The sequence below is a fragment of the Enterovibrio paralichthyis genome (assembly GCF_019209835.1).
Lineage (GTDB): Bacteria > Pseudomonadota > Gammaproteobacteria > Enterobacterales > Vibrionaceae > Enterovibrio > Enterovibrio paralichthyis.
In genome coordinates this window covers 57,938-79,395 of sequence record NZ_JAHUTS010000011.1, presented here as the reverse complement: position 1 = coordinate 79,395, position 21,458 = coordinate 57,938, and the positions used below count along the sequence as shown (strand labels likewise).

The window sequence follows — 21,458 nt, the reverse complement described above, 5'->3', positions numbered from 1 at the left end:
AGTTGCCGACAGCTCAAAAATCCGTTAAAAACAGTTTCGCCTGTGAATTCCACTACGTATAATGCCGCCACTATGGTAAAGAAAAACGCAAAGAATAAGGCGGGCAGCAACACGATTGCTATGAACCGCCAGGCTCGCCACGAATACTTCATCGAAGACGATATAGAGGTAGGGCTTGAGCTACAAGGATGGGAAGTGAAATCACTTCGTGCTGGCAAAGCCAACATCAGCGAGAGCTATGTGTTCTTCCGTGATGGAGAGGCTTACATGTCCGGCGCGACCATCACCCCATTGAATGTTGCCTCTACGCACGTAGTGGCCGATCCAACACGCGTACGGAAACTGCTGCTCAAGCGTCGTGAACTCGACACCTTGATTGGCAAAGTAAACCGCGAAGGTTACACCGTGATCGCGCTTTCCCTGTACTGGAAACAGTCATGGGCTAAACTTAAGATTGGTCTGGCAAAAGGTAAGAAACTTCATGACAAGCGCGATGCAACCAAGGATCGCGATTGGCAGCGCGACAAAGCGCGTATCATGAAACATGCCGCCAGATAATCGTTGACGCAGCAGAGCTTTATGCTAACATCGCGTCCATATTCCGGGGCTGATTCAGGATTCGACAGGATCAAGAAGGCTCGTGGAGCATGCCGAGGGGCGGTTTGCCTCGTTAAAAGCCGCAAAAAAATAGTCGCAAACGACGAAAACTACGCACTAGCAGCTTAATAACCTGCTTAGAGCCTGCCCTCCCTAGCCTCCGCCTGTAGGACGGGGAATCAGGGCAGTCAAACCCAAACAGGATCGCGTGGATGCTTTGACTCGAGAGCTGAAGCGCTAAAGATAATTCGGGTGTGTCTTTGTATGGCGTGTCTACCCGCAGTGCACTGACGAGATTAAAGATAGACTAAGCATGTAGCGCCATTAGTTAGACTGATTTTGGACGCGGGTTCAACTCCCGCCAGCTCCACCAAACGTTTGGGAAAGCGCCAACTCGAAAGGGTTGGCGCTTTTTTAATATCTGAGCCCCTGAGTCAGCGCCCATTTATGACAAACTGCTCACACTTATATTGATTAATATCCTTCTAAGGGGATATTGGTTTGCATATACCCAGTAAGGGATATGCGAATGGTGTTAGATGAAGATATCTGGACGGTTGAACTCGTACGATGCTTAACGGTACGCTCACTGACGCTCAATCACGAGCAACCCAACATAAATACCCACCACCATGCTCGCCACCGCAACAAAACCATTGAGCGACAACGAAGGCATCGCAACAAGAAGCTGAGTATCGTTTCCACCTTTAGCCATGACCGCGCCGATCCCCATCAAACAACCAGCAGCAAAGTGTTTGGCACCACGACCAAATCTCATTCCCCGTAAGAGAAACGATTTCGTTAGTTTTGCAGCAACAAACATACCTAGAATCAAAATAGCGACAAGAACAAACCTCGAGGATTCAGGCCACTTGGCATCGTCACTATGCCACATAGAGAGGCTCATCGAGCGCAGCAACCCACTTGGTGTCCAGTGAGGCTCGTAGAGGAAAACTAAGCCGCCAAGCAGCCCAATTCCAAGAATAGAAAGCCACAATTTACGACGCTCTGATCTGACAAAGAAAAGGCAACAAAGCACAATGAAAGAGAGTAGTGCCAATACCCCATAGCGCAGAGACCAGCCTAAATGGATTGGCTCGGGAGAAATCGCCTGCGGAATAAAAGGCTCCAGCGCTAGCCAAGCGACAACCCATCCAAAGATAGTCATGAGCATGGGCAGTTCACCGCGAGCAAAACGACTCACTGTCGACACACCGCATCCCCCGTTTGCCGCAGCTCCCAGACCAAACAGCAGACCGCCAATGAATGCGTAGATACTTGGATAAAAACCACTTCCCGGCTCTATACCAACCAAGTAGTGACTACTCGCCATTAACACCCAAGCAAACGCGCCACTGGAAACAATCGCCGTTAAGAAAAAGGGACTCCCCGCTTTCGCCTGCTTAACCCCTCTCACCATGCAAAGCCCGGTGGTTTGAGACAAGTAACCAATGAAAAAAACGCACACCATCGCCAGTGCTAACAACATCCTAGCTAATACTCCCTGTAATTAAGCGACCGTCACGATTACTGTAGGAAAAATAACATGTAAATTAATGCGAAAGATGAGCCATTTGGTATAAACCATGGCTTTTATTTCTCGATCTCGGCTTTAAGTAAATCTCTTCTTTCATTCATTGAGCCCCCCTTCCCCTACCGATACAATGTTTTTACTCATCAAGGAGTTTGTATGTCGGTCGACTTTTACAACCAGAACGCGCAGGCGTTTTTTGATTCCACCAAAGAGGTGGATGTTTCTTCCCTTTTGGCTCATTTCACGCCCCACCTGCCCAATGGTGCGAGTGTGCTTGATGCTGGCTGTGGCTCTGGTCGGGACAGCAAGAGACTGCTCGAAATGGGCTATGCGGTAACGTCTTTTGATGCCAGTACCGCTTTAGCTGCTATTGCTGAAGGCTATATTCAACAGTCGGTGTCTATCTGCACGTTTGCTGATTTTGAGAGCGACACGCAATTTGATGGCATTTGGGCATGCGCGTCTTTGCTACATGTGCCTGCCAGTGAACTCCCTTCAACCTTTGCGCACTTGGCATCACTACTTAAAACTGGCGGCACATTTTACTGTTCGTTCAAATACGGCTCGTCAGATACAGAACGAGATGGGCGATACTTCACCAATTGTGACGAAGCGCGACTGGAAAGTTTTATTCAAGAAGCCAGGTTGGCAGTGCATGAAACCTGGCAAACCACGGATTTAAGACCGGGTCGAGAAGAAGAACGCTGGTTAAACGCCATTTTGATTAAACAATAAAAATAAATACCATGCAGCCAACCAATAACAACGCGCAGCTCTACAGTGGTAACAAACTGACAAGCGGCGGCGCCAGCGACCCCTTGCTACCCAAATTAGTTCAGGCTATTAACCATGCCTCTGAAATTGAAATTTCCGTTTCCTTTATTCAGCCCTCCGGTTTAAACCTATTATTTGACCCAATCCTCGATGCGCTTAAAAGCGGCGCATCATTGAAACTTCTGACCTCTGATTATCTTTCTATCACTAGTCCAGTTGCGCTTCGCCAGTTAATGCTATTGGTTGAGCGCGGCGCGCAATGCCGGATGTTTGAGTGCAAAGGGGACAAAAGCTTTCACATGAAGTCCTACATTTTTGTGCGCACACAAAACGGAGAAACCGTAGAGGGCTGTGCATGGGTTGGGTCAAATAACATCAGTAAAACAGCACTTCTGGAAAGTCATGAATGGGCACTGCGCCACGACTATGAGCTACCACCCGACTCCAAAGCGGCTTTGGAGTTTCGTTATATTCGCCAGCAGTTTGACGCTATCTTCACTCACCCAAGTACGTGTGAACTCAGCCACCACTGGATAGATGAATACATTGTTCGTCACGAACAAGCTAAAGCGCATAGACCGCTGGTGCCAGTGAACGGGGATACTACGCCTGAAGAAATAGAGCCCCCAACACCAAATAGTATTCAAGAGCTTGCGCTTTCAGCCCTTCACCAAAGTCGACAACAAGGCTACCAACGGGGCTTGGTGGTGCTGGCGACTGGCATGGGTAAGACCTGGCTATCTGCATTCGATGCTAGACAAATAAATGCAAAAACAGTGTTGTTTGTTGCCCATCGCGAAGAAATCCTGATGCAGGCAGAAAAAACGTTCAGTTTACTCACACCTAATGCTCATACTGGCCTTTACAACGCAGCGAGCAAAGATGCCCAAGCGCCATATCTATTCGCCTCTATTAGCACACTCGGCAAAGAGGAACATTTGGTGCATTTTGCGCCAGACCACTTTGATTACATCGTGGTGGATGAATTCCATCATGCTAGCGCTCCAACATACAAAGCTCTACTCGCCCATTTCCAACCCAAGTTTTTACTGGGGCTAACAGCGACACCGGAGCGTTCAGATCAGGCTGACATTCTATCGCTATGTGACAACAATCTAGTCTTTGAAAGAAACCTCGTTCATGGCATCGACGAAAAAATACTGGTGCCTTTCCACTACTACGGCATTCACGACAGCTTTGTCGATTATAAGGAAATACCGTGGCGAAATGGTAAGTTCGACCCTGCTTCCCTCGACAATGCCTTCGCGACCAAACAACGTGCCAACCATATCTTTGAGCACTGGCAAGAGAAACGCCAGCAAAGGACACTGGCATTCTGCGTCTCCAAATCCCATGCAGATTATATGGCGGCACAATTTAACGCTCAGGGCATAGCTGCTGTCGCGGTATACAGTGACTCTGAAGTGCGGCGCAACGATGCGCTCGATATGTTGAACAGGGGGGATGTGGAAGTGGTGTTTTCGGTGGACTTGTTTAACGAGGGCACAGATTTACCCTCCATCGATACCGTGTTGATGATCCGCCCGACAGAGTCCAAGATCCTATTTTTACAGCAACTTGGTCGCGGGCTTCGCCAATCACCTCAAACCGGCAAGCAGCATTTGGTGGTGTTGGATTTTATCGGTAATCACGAGTCTTTCTTAAACCGCCCAGCAACCTTACTCAACGCGAGTGGAACCAAAGACATCGTTGAAAAACTCCAAGGCAAACCAACGCTTGCTGATGGTTGTTTTATCAATTTTGACCCGACATTGGTTAACTTTTGGGAAACGCTCGCCAAGAAAATTCGTGCGTCCGCCACCGATGATTACAATGAGCTTAAACTGCAGCTTGCTCATCGCCCCACCGCCACCGAGTTTTTCCATCACGGATTTGATCTCGCGAAAGTGCGCAAGCAAGACACCAGTTGGTTCAACTTGGTCGCCAAACAAGAACAAGACGAGCCTCTGACTTCATTACTGAAACATCACGGTGAGTTTTTGCTTAAAGGCATAGAAACCACAGCGATGTCAAAATGCTTTAAAGCTATTTTGCTGGAGGCGTTGCTGGAGCTGGATGGTTTTCGCACCTCGCCGACACTTGAAGCGTTAGCAGAACGAAGCTACAAGGCGCTCTCTCGCCGACCGGATTTACGGGACTCGGAGCTACCGGAAAAAGTAAAAGCCTATTCTGCTACGGATAAAGGCTGGTTAAGTTACTGGAAAGGGAACCCTATCAAAGCCTATGCGGAACCGAACAAATCTGGTGAGCAATGGTTTAAAGTCGAAAATAATTTCTTTGTACCAACCTTTTCAGTATCACCGACTGAAGTGCCACAGCTTCATGATTTGGTGCAAGAATTGGTAGATTTGCGCCTTGCGCAATATATTGCCCGAGTTGGTGGCAAGTCGCCAAAAACCAACATTCAGGCCAGTGCAGATATTTTGCCGTTAACACGCAACGATGAAGCGCCTCAGGGCACAGCACTACCTTTCTATCCTGACCTTAAAATCGCTTGCGGCCACTTTAAGTCTGGCTCTCATGAATCCGCAGAAACGACCTTTGTGCCTGACGGTTATGGAAAGCTCGACCCATCACGCCACTTCGTTGCCCCCGCTTCGGGCAACTCAATGAATGGCGGCAAGAATCCCATTTGGGATGGCGATATGTTGCTGCTGGAATGGGTAACACCTGACAGTGCAGGTTCTATTTCTAATCTCACCATGGCGATTGAAACCCAAGATGACACTGGAGATAACCAATACCTACTGAGAGTGGTGCGTAAAACGGGAGACGGGCAATACGAGCTGGAAGCTCAAAATCCGGATTACCAAAATATGGCCGCTACGGACAACATGCGCACGTTTGCGAGGTTGAAAGCGGTGATTCGATAGCGAACACTCAACAAAACAGCAGCCCCGTCGTTGGGGCTGTTATGCAAATCAGTACCCAAACGTATAAATGTTGGCAACTAGCCGCGACACGTGACTTATAGTCCGTAGACTCATAATCCTCACCATAACAGCATATCGTTCATACCTCTCAATGAGTTAGAAGCATGAACGAAGAACTTCTTATCGCTTTCGGCAAGCACGTCAGATCACTGCGCCAACAATTAGAAATCAGCCAAGAAGAACTCGCTGCAAATTGCGGGCTTGATAGAACCTACATAAGTGGTATCGAGCGTGGAAAGCGAAACGTTAGCCTTATCAATATTTTTCGTTTGGCGGAAGCTCTTGGCGCGACTCCCTCAGCCCTTCTAGATTTTTCAGTTGAGACAACCAATGAGTAACCGCGCTTTTTATTCGTCGACGCTAGAAGGTTTCCTTAACACGCCCGCAGAACACATAATCGGCGAGATCGCAAAACACCACACTCAGCGGCTTGAGCACTCGCAAACCTATGCATGGGAAGCGCAAATCAATGTGCTTCAATGCCTCAAAGGGCTCGAGGACAAAAGCGGGCAAATCTACTTTGAATTTCTGATTCCACGAATGGGCAAACGCGCTGATGTCGTTTTCCTGTATCACGGCATTGTGTTTGTTCTTGAGTTCAAAATCGGCTCGAGCCGTTTCCACTCATCTGATATTCGACAGGCTCATGGGTATGCACTTGATCTCAAAAACTTCCATAAAGGAAGCCATAACAAGCACATCGTCCCACTGTTAGTAGCTACAAACGCGGAGGGCTTCGACCAAGCATTATGTTATGAGGATGATCTGGTCGCTTCGCCTCTTTTGAGCAATGGAAACAATCTTTGCGAGTTGATTGAATCAGTTGCTCAACAAACGAATGCAACATTCCTAGAGGTCAACGAATGGGCAGCAAGTGGTTATCTGCCGACACCAACTATTATCGAGGCAGCCCAAGCACTTTACGCCGATCATGCCGTCCAAGATATCGCGAGAAATGAAGCAGATACCCAAAATCTTGGGGTGACAAGCAAGCAGTTACTTGAGCTTATTCATCAAGCGCGCGTCGAAAAAAAGAAGCTCATTTGCTTTGTCACTGGTGTGCCCGGGGCAGGGAAAACATTGGTTGGCCTAAACATAGCCAATACCCACTCCAATCCGAAAGATAATGAGTACTCAGTATTTTTAAGCGGTAATGGCCCTCTTGTGACGGTATTGCAAGAAGCATTGGCGATCGATAAATCTTCTCGCCAGAGCATCACTAAAGCAGCGGCTCGTCGTGAAACTTCTCAATTTATTCAGAACATTCATAGGTTCAGAGATGAAGCTTTAAATGGGTCAACGCCACCAGAGAAAGTGGCGATATTCGATGAAGCGCAACGCGCTTGGGATGCAACTCAAGCATCAGCGTTTATGCAACGGAAACGCAACCAACCCAACTTCAATAAGTCAGAGCCAGAGTTTCTTATTGAAGTGATGGATAGACACCGAGATTGGGCTGTCATCGTCGCTTTGATTGGCGGAGGGCAGGAAATTAACACTGGGGAAGCAGGCCTTGCAGGTTGGCTTGATGCACTAGAAAAACAATTCTCTCATTGGAACGTTTACTGTTCTGAGCAACTTCTTACTGGTGAATATGTCTCGGATGGCGTTGATAGAAAGAGGCTGAACAAAGTGAAACAATTAGCCAGCCTTCACCTTGCCACTTCGATGCGCTCTTTTCGAGCGGAAAAGCTATCAAGCTTTGTGCACAATGTGATTGCTGGCGAATCGCACAAAGCACAAGCCCTTGCTTCTCAACTCCACGCTCAATATCCATTGTTTGTGACCAGAGATCTCAGCGCTGCGAAATCATGGTTAAAAGCCAAGTCCAGAGCAAACGAAAGCATAGGGCTACTTGCCTCATCTAATGGTATTCGCCTGAAAGCAGAGGGGATTTTTGTAAAGAACAAGTTCGACCCTGCAGCTTGGTTCCTTAATGATCATGACGACATTCGCTCTTGTCACTTCTTGGAAGATGTCGCCACCGAGTTTGATGTTCAAGGGTTAGAGTTGGATTGGTGTCTGATTGGCTGGGATGCTGATTATCGCCGCCATGGCGAATCCTTCGAGCATTGGAAATTCAAAGGCACCAAATGGCAAAAACGTCGCTCAGAAGAAGATAAGCGCTATTTGGAAAATGCTTATCGTGTACTTTTAACACGCGCGCGACAAGGGATGATCGTTTTTATACCAAATGGTGATGATAGCGATTCGACTCGCCCTCGACGCTTTTACGATGGCACATACAGCTATCTAATAAATTGCGGCTTTAAAGCACTGTAAATATTCAAGGGGCTAAAGGCTATCGCTTTTAGCCCCTATCACTTTTCGCGGTCAAAATACCCCCTTTTGGGGATAAACCACCACTCCCCCAGCCCTCACAAATATCTTTTGGATGATTGTGTCTGGACATTGAACCCCGCAACTGGAAACATCCTCCACAAACCGCCACAATTTTCGATGCGCTGCCATTACTAAAACGACTTTTCTCTTGGGCTATGGAGAGCCAAATGCGAAAACTTATCTGGGGTTTATTGCTGTCGCTGCTTTGCGCCCCTGCGTTGGCGAACTGGAACGATCCGGCGTATGTGAAAAGGGCGTTTAGCCTGATTGCCTTGAACAATGAGTATGACAACCTCTCCCATCCGGTGCGCAAATGGCACAAACCTATCCGTGTGTATTTAGATCACCGAGTGGGTGATGCGCCGCTGCATACCATGCTGACGACCATTCAACTGGGCGATCTAGCGCGGGTAACAGGGCATGATATTGCGTTGGTTGATGCGCCAGGAAAGGCCAATATCCGGGTGGTGTTTACTACTGAGAAACGTTGGCAGGATGAAACCCGCGAGCTTTGGCCAACGCAGAAGGATTTTCCGTTCCGTGGTGCGATTTGTATGGCGCACATGACCACATCCTCTGTCGGGGAGATCAAAACGGCGTTGATTGTTATCCCGGTGGATTTGGCCCGTCACCGTGGTAAGTTGCTTGCCTGTTTGGTGGAAGAGTTAACCCAGACTATGGGGCTGCCGAACGACTCCGATAAGGTCTACCCTTCCATTTTCAATGATTCTTCCAAGAACAACCTGATGTCCCCGCTGGATATCACGCTCCTGCGCCTGCTCTACTCACCTGAGGTGCGAGCCGGTATGGGCAAAACGCAAGTGATGCCATTGCTCGACAAATGGTTTACTGACCATCCCGGCTGGCCACAGCAATCTATCGATCTCTACCTCAAAAGTGAGTTTGTCACCAAACTAGGCTTGTAGCGTCGCCAGCCACTGGGCAGGCGTTGTGCCAAAACAGCGGCTGAAAGCGCGGGTAAAGGCAACACTGCCGCTGTATCCCACTTCCAGTGCCACCGATTTTATCGGCTGTCCGGCAAGCAGCAGTTGCTGAGCTTTCAGCAGGCGCACTTCGGTCAGGTAGGTGAGCGGAGGCTGGCCGAGGGTTTGCTGGAAAACCGCCGCAAAACGGGCGCGGGACATACCGGCTTTCTGCGCCAATGTTTCAATCGTCCAAGGCTCATCCATCTGGTTGTGCATCACTTCCAATGAGGATGCCAGCCTCGGGTGTGAAAGTGCCGCCAGCACCCCGGCTTCGCAGACTTTTTCTGCCACCAAATGGCGGATTAGCAGGATCAACAGCAAGTCGAGCAGATGGGCGACGCTCGCCACATGGCCGTAGCGCTCTGAAAACGCCTCATCAAACAGCAAGGTCAGCACAGCCTCAAGATGAGTTAGCTGGCTGAGGGGTATAACCACCATCTCCGGCATTGCCCTGGATAAGGGTGAGTCCTGAAACGTCACCGTGGCGCACACCAAATCGCACCCTTGCAGTGATTGTGACTGGATTTTATGGCTGCGCCCCTTGGGGTAGAAAATCAGCGTCGGCTCAGTCAGCACATGCTTGCTGCCGCCTGTCTCATACACATTTAACTCACCGCTTTTCAGCAAATGAAGCTGACCGCCTTGCGAATCGCTCTCTGAGCTGCCACACAGGTTGCCACTGAAAAACAGGTTTGCCTTGGGAGAGGCATGTTGAATAAGGGCCGATAGCGCATCCATAAAAAAGACTCTTGGTATATCTATTAAGACTATTAGTGATAATTCGTCTCACATGTCGTGTCAATATGGCTCCAACAAAACAACAGACACAAATAAAAAGGAATATCACTATGTCTCGTATCGAAAAACTGGTTAACCCTCAAGGCGCCGCGGAAATCACCCTGTCTGCTATCAACAAAAATCTGGGCATGGTGCCAAACCTGTATGCGACTATCGCCCATTCGCCAACCGTATTGAATGCGATTCTGGCGTTGGGTGATGAGCTGGGTAAAGGCAAACTGACTGCGCGTCAGCGTGAGCTGGTTGCTCTGGCGGTTGGTCAGACAAACGCCTGCCAATACTGCCTGTCAGCACACACGCTGATCGCATCAAGCACCGGCCTGAGCAAGGATGAAATCCTCGCAGCGCGTAAGATCACGGCAGACAACCCGCTGGATCAGGCGATTGTGGAATTTGCGGCACTGGCAGTTAAGCAACGCGGCGTTATCTCTGATGAGCAACTGCAACAGCTGCAGACAAAAGGGCTGACTGACGAGCTGCTGTTTGAAGTGCTGGCGCAGGTAGCATTGAACACCTTCACCAACTACGCCAACCACATTGCAGGCACAGATGTCGACTTCCCTGCGGTATCGCTGACGGTGTAAGACTCCGTTTTAAATAACAAAGAGCCCCGGTTTTGACCGGGGCTCTTTCGTTGATAGGTGTGGGAACGCGCTTACACCCTGAACTTGCTGACGCTTTCCCTGACATGGTCAGCCGTTGCTGCAATGCTCGCGCTCTGCTCGCCGCTGACAACAGCCTGCGCCGCCACTTTGTCGGACACATCCTTGATGGCCTGCGTATTGCGGCTGATGTCTTCTGTTACCGCACGTTGCTCTTCAGCGGCACTGGCAATCTGGAACGCCATCTGGGAAATATCGCCAATCGCCTGGGTAATTTGATCCAGCTTGGCGCTTGCTTCTTCTGCCAGCGAAACGGTAAAAGTCGCCTGCTCTGTGCTCGCTTTCATGGTGCTAACGGCTTGCTGGGTATTGCCCTGCAGGTTTTCAATCATGGCGCGGATTTCTTCGGTCGAATCATGGGTGCGGCGGCTCAGCACACGCACTTCATCGGCCACCACGGCAAAACCACGCCCTTGCTCACCGGCACGCGCCGCTTCAATGGCCGCGTTCAGTGCCAACAGGTTGGTCTGCTCGGCAATGCCCTGAATGGTCGCGATGATCTGGTTGATGCTTTGTGCGTTGGCGTCGAGCTCCTCAATCACGCCGGCTGCGGCATCAATCTGGGTCGACAGGGTCTCGATGCCGGTGCGGTTTTTCCCGATAACCTCGAGCCCGTCATGACACGATGTTTCCGCTACCTGCGCCGCGTTTGCTGTCATTTCAGCGTGGCTTGCCACTTCACCGGCGGTGGCCGACATCTCATGAATTGCCGTCGCCACCTGATCGATATTGCTCTGTTGGCCGCGAAGTACATCCGTTGCCCCTTCCGACAGTACGCGGGATTGCGAAGCCGACTCGCTAAGTACCGAAGTCTGGGAAACAATGTCTTTGATGATAACCTGAAGCTGCGCCAGGAAGCGGTTAACACTGACCGCCAGCTGACCAATCTCATCGTCACGTTCGATGTGCAGACGATGGCTCAAATCACCCTCACCGTTTGCCAGCTCACTCACCGCCTGGTTCAGCTCGGCCAATGGGCGCAGTTGTTTGCTGATAAGCCAGGTGGCAACCGCGGCAATCAACACAAACAATACCAGCGACATCAACAGGGTTTCATAAACCGCATCCGTCACCACCGCAAAGGCTTCAGCACTGTCTTCCACGACCACCAGCTTCCATTCCGTGCCACTGACCGGCATCACCACCAGCAGTTTTTCCTGCCCGTTTCTTGCAGAGGTGAATGTTTGCAAGCCACCTTCACGCAATGAAGTGGCCAATTTGTCAGAGGAAAGCGCCTGATCGATGGCGGCTGCGGTTTTGCCCACTAGCCCATTGTCGCGGTAGGCCACGATAAGGTCATTACTGTCGAGCAGGAAAGTAACCCCACTGTTGCTGAGCTTGATATTCAGCACTTGGTTGACGATGTCTGTCACCGTCACATCCAGTGCTGCGACACCCTGACGCGCATTTCGGAACGGTTCCGCAATACTCACCACCATGCTGCCGTCAAAATCCTTATACGGATCGGTAATGATCTGCTCACCGGCTTTCATCGCATCCTGGTACCAAGGGCGGGTGCGGGGGTCGTAATCTGAAGGCCAGGACTCAGACTTATCCCCCCACGCAATGGTGCCATCGCTGAAACCGGCATACACCGACAGAAAATCACCGGCTTTTTTCGTCACCAGCATTTCACGGTCAGCATTCTCACCGGCAGCCAGTAAGGTCAGGTTGGCCGAAAGCATGTCGGCACGGATCCCCAACCAGCTGTTGATGTAATTGGAAAGCGAGTGACCGGCATCGCGCATTTCATGCTCGATGGCTTCAGCGGTAGTGCTGCGAAGGGTATTGATAGAAATCCAGGACTGCACTGCACTCACGGCAGCCACAATCAGGGCGATAGAGAGAAGAAGTCGGGTCTTGATGGTTCTTTTCATTCGATACTACTCGGAGGGACGCTACAAAAGCCAAAAGCGGCAAACGATCTCCCTATGTATCGGCAGACAAAGGAAAAAGCTTTGGTATTGTCACAAAAAGTGTCGATTCCATCACACTAATTCCTGCATCCGTACGCCCACCTCCCGCGGCCTGCACGCCGCAAGCGAAATTCCCGCTTTCCCCATGCAAATCAAAAGTGAGACTAGACTTAATTTTTAAGAGGGTTGTTACCTGACTGCGAAAATCCGGGGAGGCGGCTTTCCGCCAACGGTCTGTCTGCGGTTACGCGGCACTTTGATTGCGCGTTCCTTGCAAGGCCGGAGCACAAAAAGGCAAACCCGACTGGTGCGAATCTATCAAAGAGATAAGAACAGTATGACGTTATTCTTTCGCTCAAAACGCTCACCACTCAAAAATCACAAATCCAAAATACTCATCGTTGATGATAAAGAAGAAAACCTGTTTGCCCTGGAAGAGCTGTTAGCACCACTGGGGGCTGAGGTTGTTAAAGCGCTCTCCGGTACTGATGCCCTCGCTATCCTCGCCAGCACCCCGGACTTTGCCTTGATACTGATGGATGTGCAGATGCCGAAACTGGACGGCTTCAGCACCGCAGAGCTGATCCGTAAACACCCGAAAACCCGTCATATCTCGATTATATTTGTCACCGCCATCCACAAAGACGAAGCCTATGTGGAAAAAGGCTATGAACTCGGCGCCATTGATTACGTCTGCAAACCCATTAACCCCAAAATACTCACCACCAAGGTGAAATACTTCCTCTCGCTGGATAACCAGAACCACAAACTGAAATCCCTGGTTGAGCAAACCACACAATTCGAACGCGGTAAAAACCTGATCCTTGAGTACGCGCAGGAAGGGATCATCGCCTGCGACGAAAACGGCACCGTGGTGTATCTCAACCCGGCCTCTCTGGTCACGCTGGGCGAAACCGAATCCACCCTGCTTGGTAAAAACCTGCTCGATGTGCTCCACCCTGAGGGGGAAACCTATATTGACTGGGCGCAAAGCGCTTTGGCAGAGGCGATTGCCAACAATACCGTGCGCAAGCACCGCCAACTGGACATTGTGACCGCCAATCAGGATGTACGAACCATCAAATATTCCTTTGGCCCCTACAACACCGCAGAAGGTTCAGGCGGTGTCATGATCTTCCAGGACATCACTGAAGAGATTAAATACCAGAATACCCTGCTCCATGTTTCCACACACGACGCCCTGACCGGTCATCCCAACCGCGTGCTGTTTGCCGAGCTGCTCCGAAACGAAATTCACCGTAGCGATCGCCACGCAAAACGCTTCTCCGTGTGTTTTGTCAGTCTGGACAAGTTCAAAAAAATCAACGATGAGTTCGGGCATGTTGTCGCCGACAGGTTACTTATCAAGGTGGCGGAAAGGCTGGTGAACCATATCCGTAAAACCGATGTGATTGCCCGCATCGGTGGCGATGAGTTCGCGATTCTGTTCCAGGATGTCGAAGACGGTTTTGACATCAAAGAGACCGCCGAAAAACTGATGTCGACCATTAATGCCCCGTTTGACTGTGACGGCAGACAGCGCTACATCACCGCCAGCATTGGCGCGGTTACCTACCCCGATTGTGGCGGCGATGCCGAAAACATCATCCGCGCCGGACATATCGCCATAAGCCTTTCAAAACAATCCGGTGGCAACCAATGGGTGGAATTTGAAGAAGAATTTAAAAACTCAACCGCCGATTACTATTCCTTTGAAAGTGAGCTGCGCGAGTGCATTACCCGCCATGAAACTGTCTGCTACTACCACCCCATTATTGATGCAAAAACCGGCCGCCTCGGCGCCATGGAGGCGCTGGTCCGTTGGCCTCACCCGGAGAAAGGGCTCATCATGCCCGGCAAAATCATCCCGGTCGCTGAAGAATCCAACCTGATCATTGACCTCGGTGCGCAGGTCATCGACAACGCCTTTGCCCAGTTAAAATCCTGGACGGATGCAGGGCTTTGGCCGCCAACAGCAAGGGTCACTATCAACGTCAGTCCCAAGCAGTTCCAGCAAGGCATCATTATTACCCAAATCAAAGCCGCGCAGGAAAAACACCAGATTGGCCTGCACCTCATCGAGTTGGAGATCACCGAAAACTTGCTGATGAGTGATATTGAAAGTGCCATCCAAATCGTCAAAGACCTCAGGAAACTGGGGATTACCATTGCCGTCGATGACTTTGGTTCCGGCTACAGCTCCCTGATGTACCTGAAAGAATTGCCCGCCGACAAGATAAAGATCGACCAGAGTTTTATCCGTGGGCTGGGTTCTCAAGGGAAAGATGAAGTGGTGGTGAAATCCACCATCGACCTTTGCCACAAACTCGGTTTCAGCGTGGTTGCAGAAGGCGTTGAAAAACGCGAGCAGGAGGCGTTTCTCAGACAAGCGGGCGTCGACTTCACCCAGGGTTTCCGCTACGCCAAACCCATGTCAGAAGCAGACACGCTGGCCTGGCTGAAAAAGCGCAACAAGATTCTGGACGGCATTTATGGCAAAGCATAAGAAACTGCAAACCATCATCCTTTCCGGCTTCAGCCTGAATCTGGTCATATTGCTGATCACCTTCATGCTTGCCTGGTATTTCCTCAACAATGCCCAGCGCGCATCGAAAAGTATCTCGACCGATGATGTCCCTGCCGCATTCTATTACCTGCGAATGCTCGAATCAGCGAACCTGATGCAGTCTACTGTGCTGGAATACCTTGGCGGTGAAGCCGAAGAAATTGAGGTTTTTAAAGAAGCGTCCCTCGACTTCAACACCAAGCTCAACAATCTCATCAAGCTTGAATCAGAAACCGTTGAAAACGTACAGAAAATGGTGACGATCAAAAACCTGATTGATGAGTATAAAACCAGTATCGAAAACGGCGTCTTTGAACGTTTTAATCCCCAAAATGAAATCGATGCCTTTGAGGTTTACAACAACCTTGCAAGTGGGGCAGGCACCAACATCATTTTAATGCTGGAAAAGCTGACGGAGGATCGGGAGATAAACCACCGCGGGGGCAAAAGCGCTGACACCGAACTGGTGAGTGAATCCCTTATCATCCAGTTTTATCTAAAAATGATCGATGAAGCGGGCGATATGATGAATGCCCTGCTTGCCTACGTCGCCGGAGAAACCGGCCAGAAGCAGGATTTTTCCAGCAGTGCGGAGCTGTTTGTCGAATATATTGAGCGCCTTAACCAATTGGAACTCCAACCGCAGGAAATTGAGAAGCTCAAAGATATCCGTGTCCTGTTTTCAGAGATAAAAACCACCGCCAACGACATCTACCTGAACTACAACCCCACCACAAAAGCGCTCGCTACCAAACGGGTAGATGAGCTGGAACATGATGTCCACGACCGCCTTATCGGTATTTTGGCAAAATCTGCCCAGGAAGAGGAAAACGATGCCAATAAGGCGCTGAACTCCCTCAACCAAACCCTCAGCCTCACCATTTTCGCCCTGTTAACAGCCGCGATCATTTCGGCGCTGTTGGGGCTTGCGATTGTCTACGCACTCAACCGCTTGATCCTCAACGCCCTGTCGAGCGTGATGGATGTGTCTGAAGCCATCTCCGATGGGGATTTCAGTGAAGCGAAGCAAAACCTGCTGCAAAACGACCCGACCAATCAGGAAAGCAACACTGCCATTGAAGAGTTTGAGGAAGTACGGGCCAACCTGGTTAAAACACTCGGCGACCTGATAGAGGCGAACCAGCGCAGTCTGCGTCAGGACTGGCTGAAAAACGGGATCAGCGACCTTAACAGCAGTCTGCGCGGTGAGTTGCCATTAGAGGATATTGCCAAACGTTCCATTGACTTTATTGCCAAATATCTGGGTGCCAATGTCGCCTTCCTGTACCGCAGTGAATATGGGGAAGACAACCAAATCAAGGCACTGAAAATTACTGCCCACTACGGGGCGGCGCTACACACCAACGTAGAATTCCCCAGTGAATACATCCCCGGCGAGGGCTTGATAGGCCAGTGCTGCATCGATAAAACGGTCTCGGTACACGAGCTTAACCCAGAAGACACCTTCCCCATCGTCCAGTCCGGCATCGCCAAAGTCCGCCCCCGTTTTGTGATTGTGGCGCCATTGCTGTTCGAACAATCAGTCGAGGGGGTGATGGAGCTGGCAACCCATGAAAACCCCAGCAGTGACAAACTGGATTTCATTCAGCAGGTGATACCTAATCTTGGCATTGCCATGCGCGTAGCCGTTTCCCGCGACCGGATAGCGCAATTGCTGATACAAAGCCAGCGCCAGACCGAAGAGCTGGCAAAACAACAGAATATGCTTGGCTACACCAACGAGCAGCTTTCAGAAAAAGCGCGGGAGTTAACCGAACAGCAAGAGAAGCTGCAGGAGAAAAACCTGGCGCTGGAGGCAGTAAGGCGCGATCTGGAAAACCAAACCAGAGAGCTGGAAAAGTCGGTCAAATACAAATCCGAGTTCCTCGCCAACATGTCCCATGAACTGCGCAGCCCGCTTAACAGCATGCTCATTCTGGCCGATTTGCTCAAAACCAATGCCGAAGGCAATCTCTCTGAAAAACAACGCTCTTACGCCGAAGTTATCTTCCGCTCCGGCAGCAACCTGCTGGCGCTGATCAATGACATCCTAGATCTCTCCAAGGTCGAAGCGGGCAAAATGGCCATGGTGGTGGAAAGCTTCCCCATCGCCACCCTGCTGGGGGATATTTCTGACACCTTCGCCCACATGGCGGAAGAAAAAGGATTAACCTTCACCATTGACGATCACTCAGGCACGGACAACCTCACTTCCGACTTCAAGCGCCTGAAGCAAATACTGATCAACCTTATCGCCAACGCCATCAAGTTCACCGAAAAAGGTTCGGTGGAGCTGCAAATTAATGCCCTGAAGGTAGGCGATACCTCTTTTTACGGCAAACCGTTCCAGACCCCGACTTACTGCTACTGCATCAAAGATACCGGCATCGGCATTCCTGACGAAAAGCTGGACGATATCTTCAACCCTTTCTGTCAGGCGGATGGCAAAGCAAACCGCAACTTCGAAGGCACAGGTTTGGGGCTCTCTATTTCCAGTCAACTGGCGCAATTACTTGGTGGTCATCTGGAAGTAGAAAGTGTCGAAGGGCAAGGGACGTCGCTCTATCTCTATCTGCCGCAACAGTATGGAGAAAGCAGCGAGCCGCCGGTATTGAGAAACACGCTGGGCGAAGAAGAGCCCCGCCACACCGTGCTGACGCCCGACAGCGAAAGTAAGTTCAAGGATGTCGAAACCCTGATCCCGCCGGAGTTTCTGGCTGGCCTGCAAGAAGAAGAGAAGCCACCGTCCAGACAAGCGCCGGTCGATGAGCACTATCTGGCGACCTACGAACACAAATCTAGGATCCTCATCATTTCCGATGACCCGAAACTACACAATCAGTTGCGTAAAATCGGCGAAGAGGCCGGGTACGATGTGGTCGCCGCCTTTGACGGTGGTAAGGGGCTGGAACTTGCCGTCTCCCTGCTGCCAAGTGCCATTATCATTGCTGACAACCGCAATATTGTTGATGGCAAGTTGCTGGTTGAGAAATTCAAAGCCAATCTGGATGTGCGACACATCCCTATCCACCTCATTACCGGTGAACCCAATGAACAAGACGTACTGACGCTGGGTGTTGCCGACGCTCACGCTACACCGGTCAGCAGCAAGCGCATCAAGGCCATGCTCAATAACATCAGTCATTTTTTGCAGCGCGACGCCTGCCATGCCCTGCTGCTTTCGCCTCACCAGACCGTCTTACAGCAACTGAGCGATTTTCTCGCCTCTGACAGTCTGGTGCTGTTCGGTTGTCAGGATCTGGAAACCGCCGGTGAACACCTGCTCAATGACCCCATCGACATTGTGATTGTCTCGCTCGATGACGACCCGGATATCAGTCTGGTGACCGCCCTTTTGCAGCAACACTCACTGGCAGGTCAAATCCCAGCACCGGTGATCATCCACTCCAGTACGCCATTTTCGTCAGCACAAAAAGCGGTGCTCAGTGTATTGGAGCGGGAACACCCCATCGTGCAGGTGATCACGAACGATTCCCTGCTGATTGAAACCAGCCTGTTTCTGCATCAGGTCAGCCTCTCCCTGACCCCGGCGCAGCAAGCCCTGCTGCGCAAGCACTACCGCGCGGATAATCTATACAGCGGCAAGCGCCTGCTTGTTGTCGATGACCAACTCAGCAATATCTACGCCTTGACGGAGATCCTCGAAACCCATGGCATGCACTGCACCATTGCCAACAACGGGTTCGAAGCACTGGAACTGGTAGAGGATAAGGCGGAATTTGACCTGATCCTGATGGACATCATGATGCCGGAAATGGATGGCTATGAAACCATGACCCGTATTCGTGAAATCCCAGCCTATCAGCACACCCCAATCATCGCCCTGACCGCCAAAGCGATGAAAGAAGACCGCCAAATCTGCATTGAGGCTGGCGCCAACGACTACATGACCAAACCCCTCGACGCGGAGCGCCTGTTGGGCATGTTGAGGCTTTGGCTGGCAAGCCACAAAGCACTGCCTGAAGGTGTGAGTGCTGAACAGGAGAGTGATGAGGAATAAACCTGGGCTAATCAATGTTGTTTTTTAGCCAGTCCACAAACTGCTCGTTGCTCTCATTCTGTGTGCTGCTGATCAGGTAATACCCCGCGTCCGCTTTGATAGGTGAAAACGGGGACACCAGACGGCCGGTTTCCAGCTCGTTGTCGATAAGGGCAACCCGCGCCATGGCGATACCGACGCCTGCTTCGGCGGCTGACATCGCCATGTCGGTGCGGTTGAAAAAATGCCCCTTGTCCGTCGTAATCGGAAGCTGCATTGCCTTTGCCCAGTCACGCCACTCCAGGTTTTTCTCCGCTTTTTCCCACGGCATGGCGTCGTGCAACAACGTCACTTCCTGCCAGCGTTTCGCATTTCCCGCATCGTTTTGCAGCCAACTGTGGCGTTCCAGATAGCGCGGGCTCATCACTGGCAGCAGGTATTCATCGAGCAGCAATTCGCCATGGGGGTGGCGAAACGGATGGGGGCGGTAATCAATCGCCAAATCAAAGTCGCGGGTATCGCTGTTGACCAGCGCCCCTTCGGCAAAGATCTGCACCTGAATATCCGGGAAGCTTTGATGAAAGCTTTCCAGCTTGGGCACCAGCCACTTAAAGGCAAAGGATGGCGTCAGCTTTAAACGGATCTCCTGCCGCTTATGGCTGCTCTGTTGCAGACTGGCGATTTCTGCGTCAATTTCTGCTAAATGGAAGCTAATACTCTGATGTAAGGATTTCCCCTTATCTGTCAATCGGATACCGCGGGAGTGGCGTTCAAGCAGGGAAAATCCCAGCTGTTGCTCCAACTGCAACAACTGCTGGCTCACCGCACCTGTGGTTAGGCAAAGGCTTTTGGCTGCAGCCGTCAGGGTGCTGTGCTTTCCCACTTCGGCGAACGTAAATAGCGCACCTAAGTGCTGTCCTTTTAATACCTGCATTTTTGCTTATAGAATTTCTAAACACTGCGATTAATTTAAATCGATTGTTAGCGACATGTAAACACCACAAACTCACGCTGTTTTCTACGAGGAGAAAAAGCATGAAAGCATTGGTGTTGGGAAGCGGCGTAGTTGGTCTGATGAGCGCCTGGTATTTACAAAAAGCGGGCTATCAGGTCACTGTGGTTGATCGCCAGTCTCGCAGCGCAGAAGAAACCAGTTTTGCCAATGCCGGACAGATTTCCTATGGCTATTCCTCCCCGTGGGCTGCACCTGGCATTCCGCAAAAAGCCATCCGCTGGCTGCTGGAAGAGCACGCGCCGCTGAAAGTAAAACCCTCACTGGATCCTGCGCTGATGAAGTGGGCATCCCAGATGCTGGTCAACTGCCAGCTGGATCGTTACAAGGTGAACAAATCCCGCATGCTGGGCATTGCCAATCATAGCCGCCAGTGCCTGATTGAACTGCGTGACAAGCACAATATTGAATATCAGGGTCGCCAGAAAGGCACGCTGCAGGTGTTCCGCAACCAGAAACAACTGGATGCAGTAGAAAAAGACATTGCCCTGCTGGAACAAAGCGGCACCCGCTACCAACGTATGTCGGTGGAAGAGTGCATTAAGCAGGAGCCTGGCCTGACGGCGGTCAGCCACAAGCTGACAGGTGGCCTGTACCTGCCGGACGATGAAACGGGCGACTGCTACCTGTTCTGCCAGCAAATGACTGAGCTTGCCAAAGCCCACGGCGTCGAATTTATGTTTGATACCCAGGTGCAGGACGTCAAACGCGAAGGCACAAGGATCACCCGCGTGGTCACCGACAAAGGCGAGCTGGAAGCGGATGTGTATGTGGTTGCGATGGGCAGCTACTCCACCAAATTTATGGCTGGGCTTGGGCTGAGCATTCCTGTTTATCCGGTAAAGGGTTACTCGCTGACTGTACCTATCACTGACGAATCGCAGGCGCCGACATCAACCGTAATGGATGAAACCTACAAAGTAGCGCTGACCCGTTTTGACGACCGTATCCGTGTCGCGGGCACGGCTGAGCTTGCCGGTTTCGACCCGTCGATTCCGGAAAAGCGCAAAGCAACCATTTCCATGGTGGTGAAAGATCTGTTCCCGAACAGCGGCGACTTTGCCAAAGCTGAGTTCTGGACAGGCTTCCGCCCAATGACGCCGGACGGCACGCCATTGATTGGTAAAACGCCGTTCACCAACCTGTTCACCAACACAGGCCACGGCACACTGGGTTGGACCATGGCGTGTGGCTCAGGCCACCTGCTGGCGCAGATCATTACAGACCAGATCACCAGCAAGGTAGAAGGTCTGGATTACTTCCGCTACGCCAGTTAATCCCAAACACCCGGGAAGCAGCCATCACGCTGCTTCCCT

The 21,458-nt window shown here is 50.9% G+C and carries 14 protein-coding genes and 1 other RNA gene; 11 read left to right on the top strand and 4 right to left on the bottom strand.

The genetic code is table 11. The annotated features are described in order from the left end of the window. Positions 1-72 precede the first annotated feature (72 nt). A complete protein-coding gene (gene smpB, locus KU854_RS14240) occupies positions 73-558 on the top strand; it encodes an SsrA-binding protein SmpB (RefSeq protein ID WP_218359148.1) in 486 nt (161 codons plus the stop codon). Between the two features lie 45 nt (positions 559-603). Then, positions 604-970: a transfer-messenger RNA gene (ssrA, locus tag KU854_RS14235) on the top strand. Positions 971-1,183: 213 nt separating this feature from the next. Here ssrA and KU854_RS14230 read toward each other — a convergent pair. Beyond that, on the bottom strand, positions 1,184-2,086 hold the full coding sequence (locus KU854_RS14230; RefSeq protein WP_218359147.1) for a YeeE/YedE thiosulfate transporter family protein: 903 nt from the start codon (positions 2,084-2,086) through the stop codon (positions 1,184-1,186). Positions 2,087-2,287: 201 nt separating this feature from the next. Here KU854_RS14230 and KU854_RS14225 point away from each other — a divergent pair, with 201 nt between their 5' ends. From KU854_RS14225 to KU854_RS14205, 5 genes are all read left to right on the top strand, one after another. Continuing rightward, entirely contained in the window at positions 2,288-2,866 is a 579-nt protein-coding gene (locus KU854_RS14225; RefSeq protein ID WP_218359146.1) for a class I SAM-dependent methyltransferase, read from the top strand. 11 nt (positions 2,867-2,877) lie between these two features. Continuing rightward, positions 2,878-5,799 (top strand): DEAD/DEAH box helicase family protein, encoded by a 2,922-nt coding sequence (locus KU854_RS14220; RefSeq protein ID WP_218359145.1) that lies wholly within the window; start codon positions 2,878-2,880, stop codon positions 5,797-5,799. 164 nt (positions 5,800-5,963) lie between these two features. Continuing rightward, positions 5,964-6,197 (top strand): helix-turn-helix domain-containing protein, encoded by a 234-nt coding sequence (locus KU854_RS14215; protein ID WP_218359144.1) that lies wholly within the window; start codon positions 5,964-5,966, stop codon positions 6,195-6,197. Beyond that, positions 6,190-8,142: a DUF2075 domain-containing protein gene (locus KU854_RS14210; protein WP_218359143.1), complete on the top strand. Its 1,953-nt coding sequence runs from the start codon at positions 6,190-6,192 to the stop codon at positions 8,140-8,142. The genes KU854_RS14215 and KU854_RS14210 overlap by 8 nt, the downstream gene beginning before the upstream one ends. A 227-nt stretch (positions 8,143-8,369) precedes the next feature. Further along, complete coding sequence (locus KU854_RS14205) at positions 8,370-9,128, top strand: DUF2927 domain-containing protein (RefSeq protein WP_218359142.1); 759 nt, start codon at positions 8,370-8,372, stop codon at positions 9,126-9,128. On the opposite strand, the gene KU854_RS14200 is transcribed toward KU854_RS14205, so the two are convergent. Continuing rightward, entirely contained in the window at positions 9,117-9,926 is an 810-nt protein-coding gene (locus KU854_RS14200; protein WP_218359141.1) for a cupin domain-containing protein, read from the bottom strand. The two genes, KU854_RS14205 and KU854_RS14200, sit on opposite strands and share 12 nt — an antisense overlap. Positions 9,927-10,036: 110 nt before the next feature. Here KU854_RS14200 and KU854_RS14195 point away from each other — a divergent pair, with 110 nt between their 5' ends. Then, positions 10,037-10,570: a carboxymuconolactone decarboxylase family protein gene (locus KU854_RS14195; RefSeq protein WP_218359140.1), complete on the top strand. Its 534-nt coding sequence runs from the start codon at positions 10,037-10,039 to the stop codon at positions 10,568-10,570. Between the two features lie 71 nt (positions 10,571-10,641). Here KU854_RS14195 and KU854_RS14190 read toward each other — a convergent pair whose 3' ends face one another. Beyond that, positions 10,642-12,525: a methyl-accepting chemotaxis protein gene (locus tag KU854_RS14190; protein ID WP_218359139.1), complete on the bottom strand. Its 1,884-nt coding sequence runs from the start codon at positions 12,523-12,525 to the stop codon at positions 10,642-10,644. Between the two features lie 376 nt (positions 12,526-12,901). Between KU854_RS14190 and KU854_RS14185 the strand changes: the two genes are divergently transcribed. Then, on the top strand, positions 12,902-15,070 hold the full coding sequence (locus KU854_RS14185; protein ID WP_218359138.1) for a two-component system response regulator: 2,169 nt from the start codon (positions 12,902-12,904) through the stop codon (positions 15,068-15,070). Beyond that, positions 15,057-19,151 carry a response regulator gene (locus KU854_RS14180; RefSeq protein WP_218359137.1) on the top strand — a complete coding sequence of 1,365 codons (4,095 nt, stop codon included), beginning with the start codon at positions 15,057-15,059 and terminating at the stop codon, positions 19,149-19,151. The genes KU854_RS14185 and KU854_RS14180 overlap by 14 nt, the downstream gene beginning before the upstream one ends. A gap of 7 nt (positions 19,152-19,158) precedes the next feature. Here the strand turns inward: KU854_RS14180 and KU854_RS14175 are convergent, their stop codons facing one another. After that, positions 19,159-20,064: a LysR substrate-binding domain-containing protein gene (locus tag KU854_RS14175; protein ID WP_218359136.1), complete on the bottom strand. Its 906-nt coding sequence runs from the start codon at positions 20,062-20,064 to the stop codon at positions 19,159-19,161. 101 nt (positions 20,065-20,165) lie between these two features. On the opposite strand from KU854_RS14175, the gene KU854_RS14170 reads away from it, so the two are divergent. Beyond that, the gene (locus tag KU854_RS14170) at positions 20,166-21,419 is read left to right on the top strand and encodes a D-amino acid dehydrogenase (RefSeq protein ID WP_218359135.1); all 1,254 of its coding nucleotides are present in this window, start codon (positions 20,166-20,168) and stop codon (positions 21,417-21,419) included. Positions 21,420-21,458: the final 39 nt, after the last annotated feature.